Genomic DNA, 18,024 nt, shown 5'->3' on the forward strand with positions numbered 1-18,024 from the left:
TTTGCCGTTATAACATTATACCGCGCTGTCCAAAACCTCTTGCGGCACTTTGATTTCGGAAACTTCGTTGTGCTTGGAAATCGTGCTGTCCATCTTCATTTCGAGCGAAACGCTTTGGCCGTCCTGGCTCATTTCCATCGTCATTTCGACATTGGTTTTTGTCGGCAAATAAGTTTCCTTGTTTATGCCGTAAGTAATTTTGATGCCTTTAATGTTCATTTGATCCAGCATCGCCGCCATTTGCTCATTTTCCCCGCCGGACTGGCTCATGAGCGTTTTCGCCAGCTCTTTAACGCTGTCGCCGGACACGTCGGCCGCCAGGATATATTCGCCGCCTTCTTCGGACACTTTCGTCTCGCCGGCAATCGCCTTAAACTGCTCCAGTTGTTTTTCCAGATTAGCCGATTGCCCCATGCTGGCCAAGATTTGATCGCGCTGATCATCCGGCAGCTTCGTCCAGGTGCCCGTAGCATTCGTGAAAATGCCTTCTTCGGTGACGTATTGCTCGAATTTCTGTTCCCCGCTGTCCGGGATGGACATTTGCGTTTCATTGTACATGGCCAGAGGTTCCTTGGTCGTGTCGATCTTCATCTTCATGTCGACCTTTTGCTCCTGCTTCTGTTCCCCTGCGGTTACGACAATATTTTGGTTTACGCTGGCATCCATCGAGAAGCTTTTCAACCCTTTGCTGGCTTCCGTCGTTTTTTGGATCAGCTCGTCCACCGTTGGTACGGCTCCAGCGTTACCCGAAGTCTCCGCGGTTGCCGGCGTTTGCGCTCCCCCTTCGGCATTGCCGCCTTTTGCCGCCTTTTCTCCCCCGCATGCTGTCAAACTTACTGCCAAAATTGCCGTCAATAGTACTGTGACCCACTTCTTCAAAAGCTTGTCCTCCTAAATTATGTATTCCTATCCATGTTAACTAACATGCGGTGAAAGCAATAGGGAAAAAAGTCCAGTTTATCCGAAGTTCAAGGTCCTGATTATGTAGTTATTTAGAACTATATACTGCTGCCTGAGGGACGAAATCCCAGAAAAGTTTATAATAGAAATAACCCTATTTAGAAGCATAAGGAGTTTTCACCTTTGAAAAATATTCTGGTTACCGGTTACCGGGCGCACGAGCTCGGCATTTACAGCAACAAGCACAAAGGCATCCCCTATATCCGCCAAGCCATCGCCTCCCGGCTCATTCCGCTGGCGGAGGAAGGGCTTGAATGGGTGATTACGCCCGGGCAGTACGGCGTTGACCTGTGGGCCTGCGAAGCCGTGTTCGGCTTGAAGCGGAGATACCCGCAGCTGAAATGCTCCATCATTACGGCGTACAGCCGTCAGGAAGAAAAATGGAGCGAAGAGAAACAACAATACTACCGGCAAATTTTGCAGCAGGTGGACTTTTTCGCCGAGGCGAGCAAAGAGCCGTATACCGGGCCTTGGCAGTTCAAGGCCAGGGACGAGTTGTTATTCCGCAAAACGGACGGCATCCTGCTCGTTTATGACGAAGACGCGGGTGAAGCCAGCCCGAAATTTTTCAAAGAACGCGCTTTGAAAAAGCAGGCCCAAGACGGATACGCCTACTTCAGCATCGGCGCCGAGGAAATCCAGGCGATCGCCGCCGAAGAGCAATCCGCGTATATCGATGAAAGCCCGGATGGCAGCCTTGATGGCGGCCTTGATGACAACCTTGATGATGGCCTTGACGGCGGCTTCGACGGCAGAGTCGACGACAGAGTCGACCGGGGACCTCGATAGGGACCTCGATGGCTAATTCGACAGCTAATTCGATAACTGATTCGATAGCTAATTCGGCGGGATCCTCGATAACAGCTCCGGCGGGATCCTCCATGACAACTCCAGTGCGATCTGCGATGAGGAAGCTCGCTGGCTGATTCGATGGCAGTTTCGCGTGAACCTCGAGCAGTCCGGAATATAGTGAGGCCGGTTTCCAACGAAATTCAAGCCGGTAAATGCAAGCTAGTTTGGTACGAGATCATACGGTTTGTTCTAGTGCAAGCTAGTTGGTACGAGATCATGCGGTTCGTTCTAGTGCAAGCTAGTTGGTACGAGATCATGCGGTTCGTTCTAGTGCAAGCTAGTTGGTACGAGATCATTCCGAATTGTTCCAGCGCAAGCTAATTTGGTCCGAGTGCATACCAGTCGTAGGCCATTCTATCGCGTACATACTATGCAAGTCTCCCATCAAATGCAAAAGTGCAGGCGATTTTTGTCGAAGCTGCTCAATATGGGCGGTTCAAATGCAAAAGTGCAGCTCGTACTCGCCTGTATAACCATAATTTGTAAATTCGATAGAAATCAACTGCACTTTTACATTTCATCTCCCCGGAAACGTGAAATTCAGAAAAATGAACTGCACTTTTGCAGTTGGTTCTGCAAAGTAAAAGGGAAGGCGCACGTTATCTGCCAAGTGCTAAACAAAGTTTAGCCGCTCGCATGGATGCAGGCGGCTAAAGCTAGCAGAAAGCGCGGGCGGCCAAAACCAGCCGCGTTAGGCGAAATCGGCCAGGACAGAGCCGCGCAAGGCGCTGACCGGATATCCAGAGCCACGCAATGTGCAGGCCAGATAACCCAGAGCCGCGCAATGTGCAGGCCAGATAACCCAGAGCTGCACAATGTGCAGGCCAGATAACCCAGAGCCGCACAATGTGCAGGCCAGATAACCCAGAGCCGCGCAAGGCTCGCAGGGCGGCCAAGCCCGAGCCATCAGGGCCCAAGCGCTCTCTTGCGCCCAAGCCGCAATTTCCGTTCACATCCCAACCGAAGCGGAGATGGCCGCAAATACGGCCGCGATGATCCACAGAACGGCGAACAGCTTGATGATCACTTTGATCCATTGGCCGAAGTTGATGCGGGCGATCGCCAGGCCGGCCAGCAGTACTCCGCCCGTCGGGGAGATCAGATTGGTTAGGCCGTTCCCGAACTGGTAGGCCGTGACGATCGCTTCGCGGTTGATGCCGACCAAGTCGCCCAGCGGCGCCAGCACCGGCATCGTCAACGCCGCTTCGCCGGAGGAAGAAGGCACCAGGAACGTGATGACGTTATGCACCAGCAGCATGATTGTCGTAAATGCGTAACTCGGCAACCCTTTCAGCAGATTGGCCAGAGAGTTCAGAATCGTGTCGATGATCATGCCGTTTTCGGCAATGACGAGAATTCCGCGGGCCAAGCCGATGATGACGGCGGCATAGATGAATTCGGCGCAGCCTTTGACGAAATTTTCCGCCATTTCGCGCTGATTCATCTTCGACACGATCCCGGCAAACAAGCCGAGCGCAAAAAACACCGCCCCGATTTCGATCATATACCAGCCTTTGGCCAAAATCCCCCACACGATCAACCCCAAAGTGGCGACAAATCCGCCGACAATCAGCTTGTCCCGCACGGAGAAAACCACCTCTTCGCCGCTATCCTCCTTAAGAAAAAGCGGACGGGTCAGCAAATCGCTTTTGAAGACGACCGATTTCTCGGGGTGCTTTTTGACCCGGTGGGCATACCACATCGTAAACGCGATTGAGACGCCCGTAAACACGATCCATTCGATAAACCGCAACCACAGCTGCGGATTTCCGTGGATTCCGGCCACCCCTTGCGCGATCAGGACCGAAAACGGATTGGTCGTAGAGCCGACGTAACCGATTTGCGTGCCCAAAAACAGGATCAAAATCGCGGTCATCGAATCGAACCCGAGCGCAAACATCAGCGAAATGAAGATCGCGTACAAAGGAATCGTTTCCTCGCTCATCCCGAACGTGGAGCCGCCGAGGCTAAAGATCACCATGGCGATTGGAATGACAAGTATCCCTTTGTTTTTAAGCCGCCGGGCCAGCGCCAGCAGCGCCCGGTCCACCGCGCCGCTCTGCAAAATGATGCCGAAAGCCCCGCCGACGATCAGCACAAACGCCACGACATCCGCGGCATTGATCAGACCTTCCATCGGCGCGCTCAAAATCTGCGGGATCCCCTGGCGCAAATTCCCGTCTTCGCCGCTTTTCGGCACGGTATGGTACGTTCCCGGCACGATCGCCGATTTGGTCATGCCGTCGACGGTAACCTCCTGGCGGTCGAACTGTCCGCTCGGCACAATCCAGGTTAGCGCGGCCATCAGAATGATAATGGCAAAAATCAACACATAACTATGAGGCAGGGACCATTTCCGTTTTTTACTTTCCGCTTCCATTGAAATCCCCTCTATTCCCGGATTTGTATAAACTAAGCAGTTTTCATATCGTTATAAGACGTCTTCTTCAAAATGACATTATTCCCTAAATTCCCTAGTTTGGCCAACCTCGTCATGCGTAATCAAACCGCCGGAAATCGTCAGCAGCGCCTTGGCGCTCCTTAAGTCCGCCGCTGGAGTTCGCAGCAGATTGCGGTCGAAAACGGCGATGTCCGCATATTTGCCCGGGGCGAGCGTGCCCGTCTGCTCTTCCATGTAACAATGCTTCGCGCCGTTTACGGTCCATGCCCTCAGCACCTCCGCCGCCGGCATGCCCCGCTCGGGATACCATCCGCCTTCCGGCGACCCGTCCGGGAATAACCGGGCGGTGGCGGCGTACAGCGAATCCGGTACGCTCGTGATAAACAACGGTAAATCCGTACCGATCGTCACCGTTACGCCGGCATCGAGCATCGCTTTATAATCGTAGAAACGGCACTCTTTATCTTTCCCCGCTACTTCAGCCATATAAGCTTGTTCGCGGGAGGGGTTCAAAAGTAAAATCTGAGCGTACACTTCCGCAAAAATCCCCAAATCGGCCATCCTCGTCAAATCGTCCGGATGCGGATATTCCAGATCGCTGATAGAGTGCCGGATGTCCCGGTCTCCGTTCAGCTTGCGGCACTTCTCCAGCATTGACACCGCCCTGCGGATCGCCGCGTCGCCTTCGGCGGTCAAAATGCATTTCAGCCCGTGGCGGTCCGCCTCCATGACGGCAGCTTCAATCGCCTCGTAATCGACAGGCCGCAGGTTCGTCACTCCCGGCAGATCGGCATATGGCTCCAGCATATCCCCGGTATGATCGGCCACCACGCCGTCCACCATGATCTTAAAGCCTTGGAATCGGAGCTTGTCGCCGCGATAGCGCGCTTTGTAATCCAGCCCGGCCGTAACGTTAAGCGGCTCCAGCACAGGCTCCAGCGCGAAGTGAACGCGCAGCGGCAGCCGGCCGTTCTCCTCAAGCTCCGCCAATACGGGCAGCAACCCGGCGTAATCGTCAAAGCCGATGTCTTTGACCGAAGTGACTCCACGCCCCGCCAGCATGCGGCAAAAAACCAGAAACTCGGCCTCCACCAATTCCCGGTCCCGCAGCATGTCCCGCAGGAGCAGCGCCCGGTCCTCCGCGCTGCACCGGTCCGGCGTAAATCCGTATTTTCCGATCGCAACCGCGTTCATCCAGCAATAGCTTTTGTTACGATTGATCGCAATCACCGCCCGGTCCGGAAACGCCTTGTCCAACGGCCCCTGCTCCGGCAGGCCGCCCCAGTCGGCGGCATCCCACCCGAAAGCGTATACATTTCCGTGAGCAGGCAAGGTTTCGGCATACCGGCTCAGCATATCGAGCGCCTCCCGGCTCGACGCCGCGGCCGATAAATCCAAACCTCGGTGCATCGACATATATCCGGTAAAAAACACATGATTATCGTGAATCCCGGGCATGACCAGTCCGTCTCCAAGCTCGTAAACCTTCGTCTCCGGCCCAATCCACTGCAAAGCCCCGGACTTTGGCCCAACCGCGCTGATGCTCTCGCCGCATACGGCCACATACCCGGGAGCGGCCTCGTCTTCCGCACCGGTAAACACGGCGTTTGACAGCAGCACGATATCCGCATAGGCACCATTTGTCGCTTTCATCTTCACCCTCCTCTAGTCTTTCCCGATATATTTCTCAAGCGCTTCCATAATCCGTAGATCGGTTTCGTCAGGGCGCTCATAATAGCGGAAATCGGTAATTTCCTGTCCCAATAACCCCTGATACCCATAATCGTTCAGCGTTTGGATCATCGACTCCAGCGGAAAAGTACCATCGCCCCAAGCCAGGTGGCCGTAAGGCGTCCCATCGATGAAATGGAGGTGCACGATCGACTCGCCTAGCGCATCAAACCACTGCTCCAGCGTCTCTCCGGCAATGCCCATCGCCGTGGTGTCCACCATCAGCCGGAAGGCCGGAGAAGCGATCTCATCCAGCATTCTTTTGGCGCCCGCGAGCGTGGTCACAATCTGCGACTCTTCCGGGCGCAGCGCCTCCATGGCGATCACCACGCCTTCCTGTTCCGCTATACGGGCCAGATGGGACAGCATGTCCGCGGATCTCGACCAGGCCTCCTCCTTCGTTTCGTTCAAGTAACCGTAACCTGAATTGACCGTCATCAACTTGCAGCCGAGCTCGGCTGTCGCCTTAATCGCATTGGTGAAATAGCTTTTGCTTTTGGCGAATTGTTCGGGGTCGGGGGCCGCGATATTATACGGATAAATAATCGATTCCGGCGTAAACGCGCCGATCGTCAAGCCGCGGGCCGACGCCTTGCGCCGGACGCTTGTGCAGTCGGCGTAGCTTAGCGCATCCATATAAAAATGCGGCGCCCCTCCCCACAATTCAACCGTACGCATGCCGGCCTTTTCCACCGAGTCCAAAAAATAATCCAAGGAGTAAAACAAATAGTGAATATTCATTCCCGCAACTTGCCGGCGTTGTATGCTGGGCATAATAACAACTCCTTATAAGAGACTTTGAATCATCCGGTTTAAGAAATCCGCCCTTTCGCCAATACGTATTATAACGTTATATCCAAAAATATACAGCCCCGCATTATGCCGAAGCTATAAAGTTAGAGGATATAAAGATAGAAGCTATAAGCTACGTTCCAAGCGGAACTTGCGGCAAAAGGGCGGAAGCGGTTAAAGCGTAAACCGGTAGCGGTCTCCAATGATATATTGCTTGCCGACATGAACGGGCAACCCCTGATCATCGCAAATCACCGTCTTCATATAAAACAGGGGTTTGCCGATCTCGGTTTCGAGCAACCGGGCCTGCTCCTCGTCCGCCAGCACGATTTCCAGCGTCGTCTCCCCCGGCTGGTTCGGATCGATCCCGTATTTGTCGCGCAGCAGGTCATACAGCGAGCCTTCCAGCGGTTCATCCAGCAAAAAGGAATACCGGCGCTCCGGGTAATAATTGTTCTCCAGCATCAGCGGGTGGTCTCCGGCGAATCTTTTCCGCTGAATATAGATCGCCTTTTCCCCTTTCGCCAGTTTAAGCGCGTGCTGGAGCTCGGGATCGGGAGCCACGATTTCCCTTTGGGTCACCTCGCTGCGCGAAGTATATCCGTTCGCCTGGCAGGCCGCCGTGAAGCCGATCAGATGCTCGATTTTCCGGCCGATTTTGGCGTGGCTGACAAAGGTCCCTTTGCCCTGCCGTTTGGTCAGATAACCCTCCTGGACCAGCTCCTCGACCGCTTTGCGGACGGTGATGCGGCTGACGTTATAGCGCTCGCTGAGTTCCGTCTCCGTGGGAATTTTCTCTCCCTGCTGAAACGTACCGTTGAAAATATTCGATTGGATCGCTTTTTTCAATTGGATATATAATGGTTCAGGATGATCTGCGTTTAACATGGTTACCTCGCTTGTTATATAACGTTATATTCTCTCTCAAAGCGTATCAAACGTTTTCAATTTGCACAAGCGAGCACCGTTAATTTTCTGCGCTAAATTCATTCGTACGGAACGCCGAAGCCAAACGATCCTTCCACCAGGCAGCTGGCCGCCGCAAACCGCGACCCTTCCTCCATGGCTTTCGGGATATTCCGGTCCTGAAGATAGCTCAGCAGAAACGCGGCAATATAGGAATCCCCCGCTCCCATCGTGTCCACCGCCTCGACGATGTCCGGCGCATGGAAGTGGAAGTTGCTTCCGTCATAGACCATCGATCTGTCGCTGCCGCGGGTGGCGGCGATCAGCCGGTTTCCGGCCTTCCATTTGGAGCGGATATATTCCATCGCCTCATCCTCCGGCATATGGCTGCAGGAAAAGAAAGCAAAATCCGCGTACGGAATGAACCGCTCCACCTGCTCGTCCTCAAAATCGTCGGAGAAGTCGAACGAGAGCGGAACGCCAAGCTGTTTAAGCTCGGGCAGCAAATGCCCGGTATGGCTGTAGAGTCCGGTATGCATGACCGCGAAGGAGCGGATATACTCCTTGTCCTCCTCGTCGAGCTTAAGCGGATTCAGCCGCGTTACCCCGCCTTCGTTACTCCCCAGGAACACCCTGTCGCCGTTTTCCAGCGTCACCCGGGCGCAGCCGTTTTCCCCGCTGCAGTGGCGGCACCGCGAAATATCGATGCCAAGCTCCCGCACCGTGTTCTCGACATGCCGCGCCTCGCGGTCGTCTCCGAACACGCCCACAAAAGCGGCTTCCACGCCGAGCTTCTTGGCGAATACGCTAAAGTTCAGCGCATTGCCGCCCGGGTACATCGTTTTTAGATGGACGTATTTGTCCACCACATTATCGCCTATTCCTAAAACTTTCATGTTGTCACCTGCTTTCGATCGGTTTCTCCCAAAAATCCGTTTGCCTGTTCCCCTTGAAAGCTGTTAAATCATTATTAAATCAATAGGCCACTTTCCCCATGTAACGGCGGGTTTCCAACGGATGATTGCGTACGTCCGCCAACGCCTCGCGGTATACGCAGAGGATGCTGTAGAACAGAATCGGGTTAAAAAACTCCACCACTTCATCGGCGATCGTACCGATCCCGAGCTCCTTGGCGTCCACGACCTCCACTTTTTCCGCGTACTGCTTAAGGAAAATCAAGGCGCGTTCATCCAGGGCGCGGGTGCGTCCTTCATTCATCATCAGGATAAACGGCGTTTCTTTATCCGTCACTTCAAACGGGCCGTGGAAATATTCGCCCGAATGGATCGGCGCCGCGTTCAGCCATTGCATTTCCATCAGGGAGCAGATGGCGAAACCGTAAGCGTGGCCGTAGGAAGCGCCGCTGGACAAAATGTAGAACAGATCCTCCGCGCGGTATTTGTCCGCAAACGTTTTGGCCCGGGGAGCCACCAGCTTTTTCCCGGCGACAATGATGCCGTTGATCTTCTGCATCCCGCTTTGGAAAGCATCGTAATGCGCGTACCCTTCCACTGTGTTCAAAATCTCCACCACGAGTTCGAGAATAATCGCCATCGGGTTGTTTTTGACGTCGCTGTCTTCCCCCCACTCATACAGGAAGGTGTGGTCGGAATGCTTCAGCAGCGCGGCTTCCTTGTTATGCGTCAGGCCGATCGTATGAGCGCCGTGTTCCTTGGCCGTCTTGGCCGCCGCCACCGATTCCGGCGTGTTGCCACCGTGCGAGCAGACGATGACGACGGAGTCTTTGTTCAGGCGCTTCGGCAGCGCGTGGACGAACTCATTGGCCGTGTACAGGCCGGTTACGACTTTTTGGGCTTCGCTTTCCAAAAAATATTTCGCCGGATACATATCGACGAGGGAACCGCCGCAAGCGACCAGGTAAACTTCCGTAATCCCGTTTTCCGTCTTTTCGCTGATCGTGCTGATGACTTTCGATACGTTCATATTGTTCTCTCCTTTTTATATAACGTTATATAACGTATTGTCTACAAATCCAATATAACCGCTTTCATAAATCGCGTCAAGGCCAAAATGGAGTAAATTCCGATTCCCTCAATTTTTCGCCACATTTTGCATACGATATCAAGAATCTCCGGAGTCGGTTTCCCCATCAAAGGAGGTATTCCCATGAACGAACAGAAATTGCCTGCGGTCGCTTATTTTTGCATGGAGTACGGGCTTCATTCCGATTTTAAAATGTACGCCGGCGGCCTGGGCATTTTGGCCGGTGACTATATCAAAGGCGCCAAAGATTACGGCGCGCCGATCGTCGCGGTCGGCATCAAGTGGAAACAGGGCTACACCGATCAGCGGATCGGCCCTGACGGCAAGCCTTACGATACGTTTGAAAACAGAGACTATGATTTTCTCGAAGATACCGAGGTGACGGTCACCGTCAAAGTCCGCTCGGCGGACGTTCGCTGCAAGGTATGGAAAACGGAAAAGTTCGGCAACGCGCCGCTTTATTTGCTGGACACGGACCTGCCGGGGAGCGGCAGTGCGTGGATTACGGAGCGGTTATACGGGGGAGGCTTCGGCGAGGAGCGGATCGCCCAGGAGATCGTGCTGGGCATCGGCGGCGTCAAAGCGCTGCGCGCGCTGCAAATCCCGGTGGATGTCTATCATTTTAACGAAGGTCACGCCGTGCTGGCGGCCACCGAATTAATCCGCGAAAAGATGCAGTCCGGGCTCACTTTTGAAGCCGCCTGGCGGCAGGCCCGCGAGGAAGTGGTGTTCACCACCCATACGCCGGTTAAGGAAGGCAACGAAGCTCATCCGCTGGACTTGCTTGAGGCGATGTCCGCATTTAACGAATTAAGCCGCGAGCAGATGGAGCGCATCGGCGGCAATCCGTTTAACATGACCGTCGCCGGTTTGCGACTGTCCCGCGTTTCCAATGGCGTGGCCGCGCTGCACGCGGAAACGGCCAACCGCATGTGGCGGGATGTCGCCGGGCGCTCCGAGATCATCGGCATCACCAACGCGGTTCACCTTCCGACCTGGGCCGATCCGCGCATCGTGCGGGCCTATGAGGAAGGCGGCGATTTATGGGCGGTCCATATGGAGCTGAAGCGCGAATTGCTCGAGTTCATCCGGGAGCGCTGCGGGGCCGCGTTGAATCCGGACCGGCTGCTGTTCGGTTTTTCCCGCCGCGCCGCCCTTTATAAACGCAGCGAGTTGATTTTTTCCAAACCGGAAGTGATCGCCCCCTATCTCGAATCCGGAGAAATCCAAATCGTTTTTTCCGGCAAAGCCCACCCGAACGACGAAGCCGGCAAGCAAATCGTCGCGGGTCTCGTCGCCATGGCGCAGAAGTACCCGGGCAGCGTCGTGTTCCTGGAAAATTACGATATGACAATCGGCGCCATGCTTACCCGCGGCTGTGACGTCTGGCTCAACAACCCGCGCCGGCCGCTGGAAGCGAGCGGTACGTCGGGGATGAAGGCCGCGGCCAACGGCGTGCTGAACTGCTCGATCCTCGACGGTTGGTGGCCCGAAGGCTGCCTCGACGGCGAAAACGGCTGGCAGTTCGGGGACGGCTACGAGGCGGACGATCCTGCGGAAGCGGACCGCCATGACGGCGAAGCGCTGTACGATACGCTGCTGAACCGCGTGCTGCCAGCGTATTACGGCGACCGGACCCAGTGGGTGCGGATGATGCGGCGCAGCATCGAAACGATCCGGCAATCCTTTGCGACCGCCCGGATGCTGGAGGAGTATTATCGTAAAATGTACATCCGCAATTAACAACCGCCGTCTTGCCGCCGCAAAGATAAGCAGGCCGAACGGGCAAATCGGGCGGCTTGGCGGAATCAGGTGCGCAAATTGGTGCGGCTTTTGGCGGAACCAGATGCGCGCTTGGGGCGGCTTCGGCGGAACCAGACATGCTCTTGGGGCGGCTTCGGCGGAACCGGGCGCTCGCTATTGGCCTCCACTATGGAACGGACCGCGCTCTTTCCGGAGCGGGCGGTCTTTTTTTCTTGGGGCTTTCGGCCGATATTACATAATGAGACATTATCAGACATAGGGAAGAAGGAGTACATATTTTATGAAAAAGAAACTGCTGCTGTTGTTGCTCGCCATGATCTGCCTCGTGCCCGCCACGATCCCGGCTGCATCCGCGCCTGCTCCCAAAAACGTCGTCCTGACCGACGCCAAAAGCGGCCGCGCTTTTGTACCGGTCCGCATTTTAAGCGGGTTTGAAGGGACAAGCGTCCAGTGGAACGCCGCCGAGCAAAAAATCGATATCGCCAAAGGCGATGTACAGCTTACGATGTTTGTCGGGAAAAAGAACGCTTCGGTCAATCAACAGTCTCATTCGTTAACGGATGCGCCCTTTACCGAAGCCGGGGTCGCTTACGTCCCGCTGCAGCCTGTAAGCGAGCTGTTAAATTTGCCGATGGACCGGGACAAAAACTTGTCATCAATCAGCCTGGGGCAAGGCGAGGAACGGCTGACCCTGCCGCTGGCCAGCCGGGGGGCGACGGACAGCGGCGGCAAGCCGATCGTCAGCGAACGCAAGTCGTTTAAAGTCGGCGGCAAAACGTTTAGCGTGCAAATGGTTACGATTTCGCTGATGGACCCGAAGGTCCAACTGGACGTCGTGCTGGCGGGCGATAAAGTCGGCAAGGTCGAAGACTTAAGCAGCATCGCCAACCGCCATAAGGCTGCCGTCGCCGTGAACGGCACTTTTTTTGACGCCTACACGTCAGGCGCCTATAAAGCCCCTTACGGCTATATCGTCAGCGGCGGTGAGGTGAAAAAGACAGCTTCCGGGGACAAGCGGACGATTTTTACCTATGACCAAAACCTGCTGGCGCAGCTCATTCCGGGCAATGAGTTCAGCGAGCGGTATGACGAAGGCCGAATGGAAGGCGCCTTGCAGGCCGGACCACGCCTGGTCGCAGACGGCAAAGTAGCGCTCGACGTCAAGGCGGAGGGCTTCAAGGACCCGAAAATCCTGACCGGCGGCGGCGCCCGCAGCGCCCTTGGCCTGACCCGCGACCACAAGCTGATCCTGCTGACAACCGGCGGCGCGACGATTCCGCAGCTCGCGGAAATCATGAAGCAGGCCGGCGCCTATCAGGCGATGAACCTCGACGGCGGCGCTTCCAGCGGGCTGTATTATAACGGCAAGTACTTGACGGCGCCGGGCCGCAAAATCAGCAACGCGCTGATCGTGACGTACCGTTAGGGGCGCAGGCGCGCTAGCTAATGCGGAAACTTTGTTCCACATCGCCATGGGCGGATGGATCTCGCTCACCAGCAGGTAGAGGCATCCCCAAAGGCATCCCTTTCTAGCGGGCAAATCCATTCTACCGCGGATAATTGCGTCTCACTTACCATCAGACAGGCTGCGTCCCTTACTGGAAGGCAAATGCCTCCCTTATTAGACGGTAGATGCCTCCTTACTAGACGGTAGATGCACCCTTACTAGAAGGGTAGATACACCCTACTAGAAGGGTAGATGCCCTTTCCGGTGGGCAAAGGCAAAAGTGCATGCGAACTTCGTCGAAAATGCCCGAAAAGGGCGGCTCAAATGTAAAAGTGCATTTCATTTCCGTCTTAAAATCAACATCCGTCCCAATGAGCTCGCGGCAACTGCACTTTTGCAGGCGATCCGCCTCGATGGGCGGAAATTTCGCTAAATCAAATGCACTTTTGCATTTCGTGCAAACCTGCCTCCAATAAAAACGGCACTTTCGCGCACAGGGGAAATCCGGAATTCCCGGCGGCCGAAAGTGCCATTTTTCATATGATGCTGATCGGTGCAGCGGTCGTGCAACGTCCAAGTGAGCTTGCTTACTGTTTAGTCCAGCGTTGAAGTAACAACTTGATAAAACAACATGATACACTGACTTGAAATAACAACTTCGTCTATAATCTGGTGCAGTAACTTGATTTAAACTACTTGATGCAATAATCTGGTGCAATAACTTGATACAACGGTTTAATGTAGCTTAGTTTGCGCCCTTGCGGCGGTTTGAGATGTCCAGCCAGACGGCGAAAACGAGGATCGAGCCTTTGACGACGTACTGCCAAAACGACTCCAGCCCCATCAGCGACATGCCGTTGTCGAGCGAGGTCATGACCAGGGCGCCGATCAGCGCGCCCAGCACCGTGCCCGCGCCGCCCATGAGCGAGGTGCCGCCGATGACGCAGGCGGCGATCGCATCCATTTCCGCCATGTTCCCGGCGGTGATCGTGGCCGAGGCGAGCCGGGAAGTCAGCACGATCGCGGCGATCGAGGACAGCAGGCCGCTGAGCAGGAAGATCAGCATCGTTTTGCGGCGGATGTTGATCCCGGAGAGGCGGGCCGCTTCCAGGTTGCCGCCGATGGCGTAGATGTGGCGGCCGAAGGTCGTTTTTTTCGAGAGGAAATAAAAAACGGCGGCCAGCACGATCACGAAAATGATCGGGAACGGGATGCCTTTGTAGGCGTTCATAACCAGCACGAACACAACCACCAGCAGCGAAAGCGCGGCCACCTTGATGACGTCGGCGGCGAGCGATGCGACTTCAAAGCCGTATTTTTGCCGAGAGCGGCGTTTATTGAACATGCTCCAGACGAGCAGGCCGACCGCCAGCACGCCAAGTACGATGCCGAAGCCCGGGGCGAAATAGGCGTTGCCGAGCAGCGCCAGCACCGGGTCCGATACCGGGATCGTCATCGAGCCGGTGATGCCCATCAGCGCGCCGCGGAACACCATCATGCCGCCCAGCGTAACGATAAAAGCGGGGACCATCTTGTAGGCGACCAGCCAGCCCTGCACTAGTCCGAGCACGGCCCCGGCCGCCAGCGTGGCAAGGATAACGACGATCGCCGGCAGGCCCAGCCAATTGCTGAAAATCGCCGCGATCCCGCCGGTCAGGCCGACGATCGATCCGACGGAAAGGTCGATATGTCCGGCCACGATGACGAGCACCATGCCGATCGCGAGAATGGACGTGACGGACATTTGCGTAAACAGGTTGGACAAGTTCCGCGCCGTCAAAAACGTCGGGTCCAGTATGCCAAACAGCACCCAGATGAGGATTAGGGCGCCGACCATCGTATAGGCCCGCACGTCCATTTTTCCGAACAGGCCGCTCCATAACGCCGATTTGGCGTCAGGGATTTCCGCTTGCGGCTGAACATTTTTTTGCAGCTCCATGTTATTTTCCTCCCGTTGCGGCTTGCATGATATTTTCCTGGGTCGCTTCGCGCCAATGAATTTCCCGGACGAACCGGCCTTCGCTCATGACCAGAATCCGGTCGCTCATCCCAAGCACCTCCGGCAGCTCCGAGGAAATCATAATGATCGCCACGCCCTGGCTGACCAGCCGATTCATCAAATGGTAAATCTCGTATTTGGCCCCGACGTCAATCCCCCGGGTCGGTTCGTCCATGATGAGGATTTTCGGATCGGACATCAGCCATTTGCCGATGACGACCTTCTGCTGGTTGCCGCCGGACAACGTGCCGACGGGCGTTTCCAGCGAAGCCGTTTTGGTCTTCAGATCCTGCACGTACCTTTGTCCCCATTTCATTTCCTCGTTGTCGTTAATGACGCCGAACCTGGACACTTTGCGCATTGTCGCCATCGTCGTGTTCGTTTTCACATCCATCCCCAGCACCAGGCCCTGCCGCTTGCGGTCCTCGCTGACCAGGCCGATGCCCGCTTTGATCGCATCCGCGACCGAGCGGATTCGCACCGGCTTCCCTTCGATCCGCACCTCGCCGGACGAGCGGCCCCCGTACGCGCCAAACAAGCTGCTGACAAGCTCGGTGCGCCCGGCGCCCATCAGCCCGGCGATGCCGAGAATTTCACCTTTTCGCAGCGTAAAAGAAACATCCTTGATGACTCTTTGATTGCGTTTTTCCGGATGCCAGACGTTGTAGTCCCGCACCTCCAGCACGGTCTCCTGCGGGGTATGCTCCACCCGGGGATACCGCTCGGTCAGCTCCCGGCCCACCATAAGCGACACGACCTGGTCGTCGTTCGTCTCCTTGCGGTCCAGCGTCGCCACCGTACGCCCGTCGCGCAGCACTGTAATCGAGTCGGCCAAAGCGAACACTTCCGGCATCTTGTGCGAAATGTACACGCAGGATACGCCTTCCCGGCGCAGCTGATGCAAAATTCCCATCAAAATCGCCACTTCGCTTTCGGTTAAAGCCGCCGTCGGCTCATCCAAAATCAAAATCCGCGTATGCTTGGACAGGGCTTTGGCGATTTCCACCAGCTGCTGCTGACCGATGCCGAGGCTGGCGATTTTCGTTTCCGGGGAAATGCGCAACCCGACCCGGTCCAGCCAGATGGACGCGTTGTGATACAGCTCATCCCACTGAATGACGCCGCGTTTAGTCGGTTCCGTCCCCAAAAAAATATTTTCTCCCACCGTCATTTCCTTCACGAGCGCCAGCTCTTGGTGAATGATGGCGATGCCGGCCTTTTCCGCATCGGTGATGTTATGGAACTGTCTTTTTTCGCCGTCGATGATGATGTCGCCGCTGTAGGTGCCCGCGGGATACAGCCCGCTAAGCACCTTCATCAGCGTCGACTTGCCGGCCCCGTTTTCGCCGCACAAGGCGTGGATTTCACCCTTTCGCACCTGCAAATTGACGCGGTCGAGGGCTTTGACGCCCGGAAACTCTTTGCTGATGTTCACCATTTCCAACACGTGCATAGGCGTTTGCACTCCTTTTTTAGCCAATACCAAAGGCGGGTTCACACCGTTTACCGCTGCGGCCATTGATCCTTCGGCACGTTTTTGTACACGTCCTCCAGCTTGTGGAACCCGTCCTCAATGACCGTGTTCAGGCTGCTTTTGTCGACCGGGATCGGGTCCAGCAGCACCGACGGAACGTCGATTTTTCCGTTGTTCACCGTTTTGTCCGTGCCGATGTTCTCGCCCTTGGCGGCCGATACGGCCATTTCCGCGGCTTTGGTGGAGATCGATTTGATCGGCTTGTAGACCGTCATCAGCTGTGTGCCCTCGGCGATCCGCTGCACGGCGGCCAAGTCGGCGTCCTGCCCGGAAACCGGAATTTTGCCGGCCATGCCCTGCGCGGTCAACGCCTGGATCGCCCCGCCGGCGGTGGCGTCGTTGGCGGCAACCACGCCCTGAACGTCATTTTTGTTTGCGGTCAGCGCGTTCTCCATGTTTTTCAGCGCTTCTTCGGGCTTCCAGTCCTTGGAGAACTGGTCGTAGACGATTTTGATGTCGCCTTTTTCCTCCAACGGCTTAAGCACGTTCATCGCGCCCTCCTTGAACATGTGGGCGTTGTTGTCGGTGTCCGCCCCGCCGATATACACGATGTTCCCTTTCTGCGCCGCGGCGGTGACGGCCTGGGCCTGCAGCTCGCCGACGCGGACGTTGTCGAAGGAGATGTAGTAGTCTACTTCGGCGTTGTTGATCATCCGGTCGTAAGCGATCACCTTGATGCCTTCCTTATGGGCCTTATCCACGATCGGCGCGGTCGCTTCCGCGTTGTGGGCGATCACGACGAGTACGTCGACCCCTTGGGAAATGAGCTGCTCCGCCTGGCTGAGCTGCGTGGCGTCGTCGCCGTTGGCGGCCAGTACCTTCACTTCCCCGCCAAGCTCCTGGACCTTCTCCGTAAAAATATCCCGGTCCTTCTGCCAGCGTTCTTCTTTCAGCGTGTCCATCGACATGCCGATCACGATTTTCCCGTCGTCTCCGGCGCCTCCATTCGCCGCCCCGCCCGAGTTATTCGGCGCATTGCCGGAACCGCCGCCCGCGCCTCCGCCTGCGCCGCCGTCCGAAACGATGCCGCACCCCGCCAGGGAAGATGCCAGCAAAACGGCCGCCAAACCAAACCGGAAACGTTGACTGAATTTTTTCATATTGCTTCGCCCCTTCTCGTTATTCGGATTATGATTGCGCTTACACACAAATCTTAGCACCGATTGATCCGCCGCGGGGCCGCTAATGCCAGCACTGGTTTGCCCGCGATCAGCATTTGGTTGCTGCCGGATGAAATGAAATTCATCGCCTGAGCTTTCACAGCACATTTTTGTCGGCCGGACAGCAAAAAAGTCCTTGCCTGTGGACAAGAACTTGAGGATGGTCCTTTCTGTTTCGGAAATAGTTGCATTTTATACACGTAACCGCTGGGTAATGGTCGCCGGTTCCATTTTAATTGCAAAACTTACAACAAAACGAATGCTGCGCGCATCAACCTCTGATTTTCGCCTCAATAACCGCAGCTTTTGCAACTATTTCTGGTAAGCAGCTTATATTCCGCCTATTTAAGTGTACTTTTTACAATTATCTTCTCAAACTGATGGGGACCCTGGGCCATTGCAGTGCCACGTTCCATTTCGGGCATGCCCCGCGCCACAGTGGTGCGCCGCTGCGTTGGTCACCAGCGGTGCTCC

At 55.7% G+C, this 18,024-nt stretch carries 13 protein-coding genes; 3 read left to right on the forward strand and 10 right to left on the reverse strand.

From position 1 onward, the window contains the following. Nucleotides 1-15: 15 nt before the first annotated feature. Entirely contained in the window at nt 16-879 is an 864-nt protein-coding gene (locus DYE26_RS16500) for a DUF6612 family protein (RefSeq protein ID WP_036625571.1), read from the reverse strand. Nucleotides 880-1,083: 204 nt separating this feature from the next. Here DYE26_RS16500 and DYE26_RS16505 point away from each other — a divergent pair, with 204 nt between their 5' ends. Further along, complete coding sequence (locus DYE26_RS16505; protein ID WP_082207915.1) at nt 1,084-1,749, forward strand: SLOG family protein; 666 nt, start codon at nt 1,084-1,086, stop codon at nt 1,747-1,749. A gap of 1,012 nt (nt 1,750-2,761) precedes the next feature. Here the strand turns inward: DYE26_RS16505 and DYE26_RS16515 are convergent. From DYE26_RS16515 to DYE26_RS16540, 6 genes are all read right to left on the reverse strand, one after another. Beyond that, nucleotides 2,762-4,192, reverse strand: a complete 1,431-nt coding sequence (locus tag DYE26_RS16515; protein ID WP_036625573.1) for a YfcC family protein — start codon at nt 4,190-4,192, stop codon at nt 2,762-2,764. A 78-nt stretch (nt 4,193-4,270) separates the two neighbouring features. Then, nucleotides 4,271-5,866, reverse strand: coding sequence for an amidohydrolase (locus tag DYE26_RS16520; protein ID WP_036625574.1), 1,596 nt, complete (start codon nt 5,864-5,866; stop codon nt 4,271-4,273). Between the two features lie 12 nt (nt 5,867-5,878). Next, on the reverse strand, nt 5,879-6,718 hold the full coding sequence (locus tag DYE26_RS16525) for a sugar phosphate isomerase/epimerase family protein (protein WP_036625575.1): 840 nt from the start codon (nt 6,716-6,718) through the stop codon (nt 5,879-5,881). Nucleotides 6,719-6,910: 192 nt separating this feature from the next. Then, complete coding sequence (locus DYE26_RS16530) at nt 6,911-7,624, reverse strand: GntR family transcriptional regulator (protein ID WP_036625576.1); 714 nt, start codon at nt 7,622-7,624, stop codon at nt 6,911-6,913. A gap of 98 nt (nt 7,625-7,722) precedes the next feature. Continuing rightward, nucleotides 7,723-8,538 (reverse strand): fructoselysine 6-kinase, encoded by an 816-nt coding sequence (locus DYE26_RS16535; RefSeq protein ID WP_036625577.1) that lies wholly within the window; start codon nt 8,536-8,538, stop codon nt 7,723-7,725. A 79-nt stretch (nt 8,539-8,617) separates the two neighbouring features. Beyond that, nucleotides 8,618-9,586 (reverse strand): SIS domain-containing protein, encoded by a 969-nt coding sequence (locus DYE26_RS16540; protein ID WP_036625578.1) that lies wholly within the window; start codon nt 9,584-9,586, stop codon nt 8,618-8,620. Between the two features lie 183 nt (nt 9,587-9,769). Between DYE26_RS16540 and glgP the strand changes: the two genes are divergently transcribed. Then, nucleotides 9,770-11,389, forward strand: coding sequence for an alpha-glucan family phosphorylase (gene glgP / locus DYE26_RS16545; protein WP_036625580.1), 1,620 nt, complete (start codon nt 9,770-9,772; stop codon nt 11,387-11,389). Nucleotides 11,390-11,690: 301 nt separating this feature from the next. After that, entirely contained in the window at nt 11,691-12,836 is a 1,146-nt protein-coding gene (locus DYE26_RS16550; protein WP_036625581.1) for a phosphodiester glycosidase family protein, read from the forward strand. 766 nt (nt 12,837-13,602) lie between these two features. Here the strand turns inward: DYE26_RS16550 and DYE26_RS16555 are convergent. The 3 genes from DYE26_RS16555 to xylF are packed head-to-tail and all read right to left on the reverse strand — an operon-like array spanning nt 13,603 to nt 17,490. Further along, on the reverse strand, nt 13,603-14,796 hold the full coding sequence (locus DYE26_RS16555) for a sugar ABC transporter permease (RefSeq protein ID WP_036625582.1): 1,194 nt from the start codon (nt 14,794-14,796) through the stop codon (nt 13,603-13,605). Nucleotide 14,797: 1 nt separating this feature from the next. Next, entirely contained in the window at nt 14,798-16,309 is a 1,512-nt protein-coding gene (locus DYE26_RS16560; protein ID WP_036628717.1) for a xylose ABC transporter ATP-binding protein, read from the reverse strand. 50 nt (nt 16,310-16,359) lie between these two features. Then, nucleotides 16,360-17,490, reverse strand: a complete 1,131-nt coding sequence (gene xylF / locus DYE26_RS16565; protein WP_036625583.1) for a D-xylose ABC transporter substrate-binding protein — start codon at nt 17,488-17,490, stop codon at nt 16,360-16,362. Nucleotides 17,491-18,024 lie beyond the last annotated feature (534 nt).

Origin of the sequence: Paenibacillus macerans (assembly GCF_900454495.1) — a bacterium.
GTDB classification, from domain to species: Bacteria; Bacillota; Bacilli; order Paenibacillales; family Paenibacillaceae; genus Fontibacillus; species Fontibacillus macerans.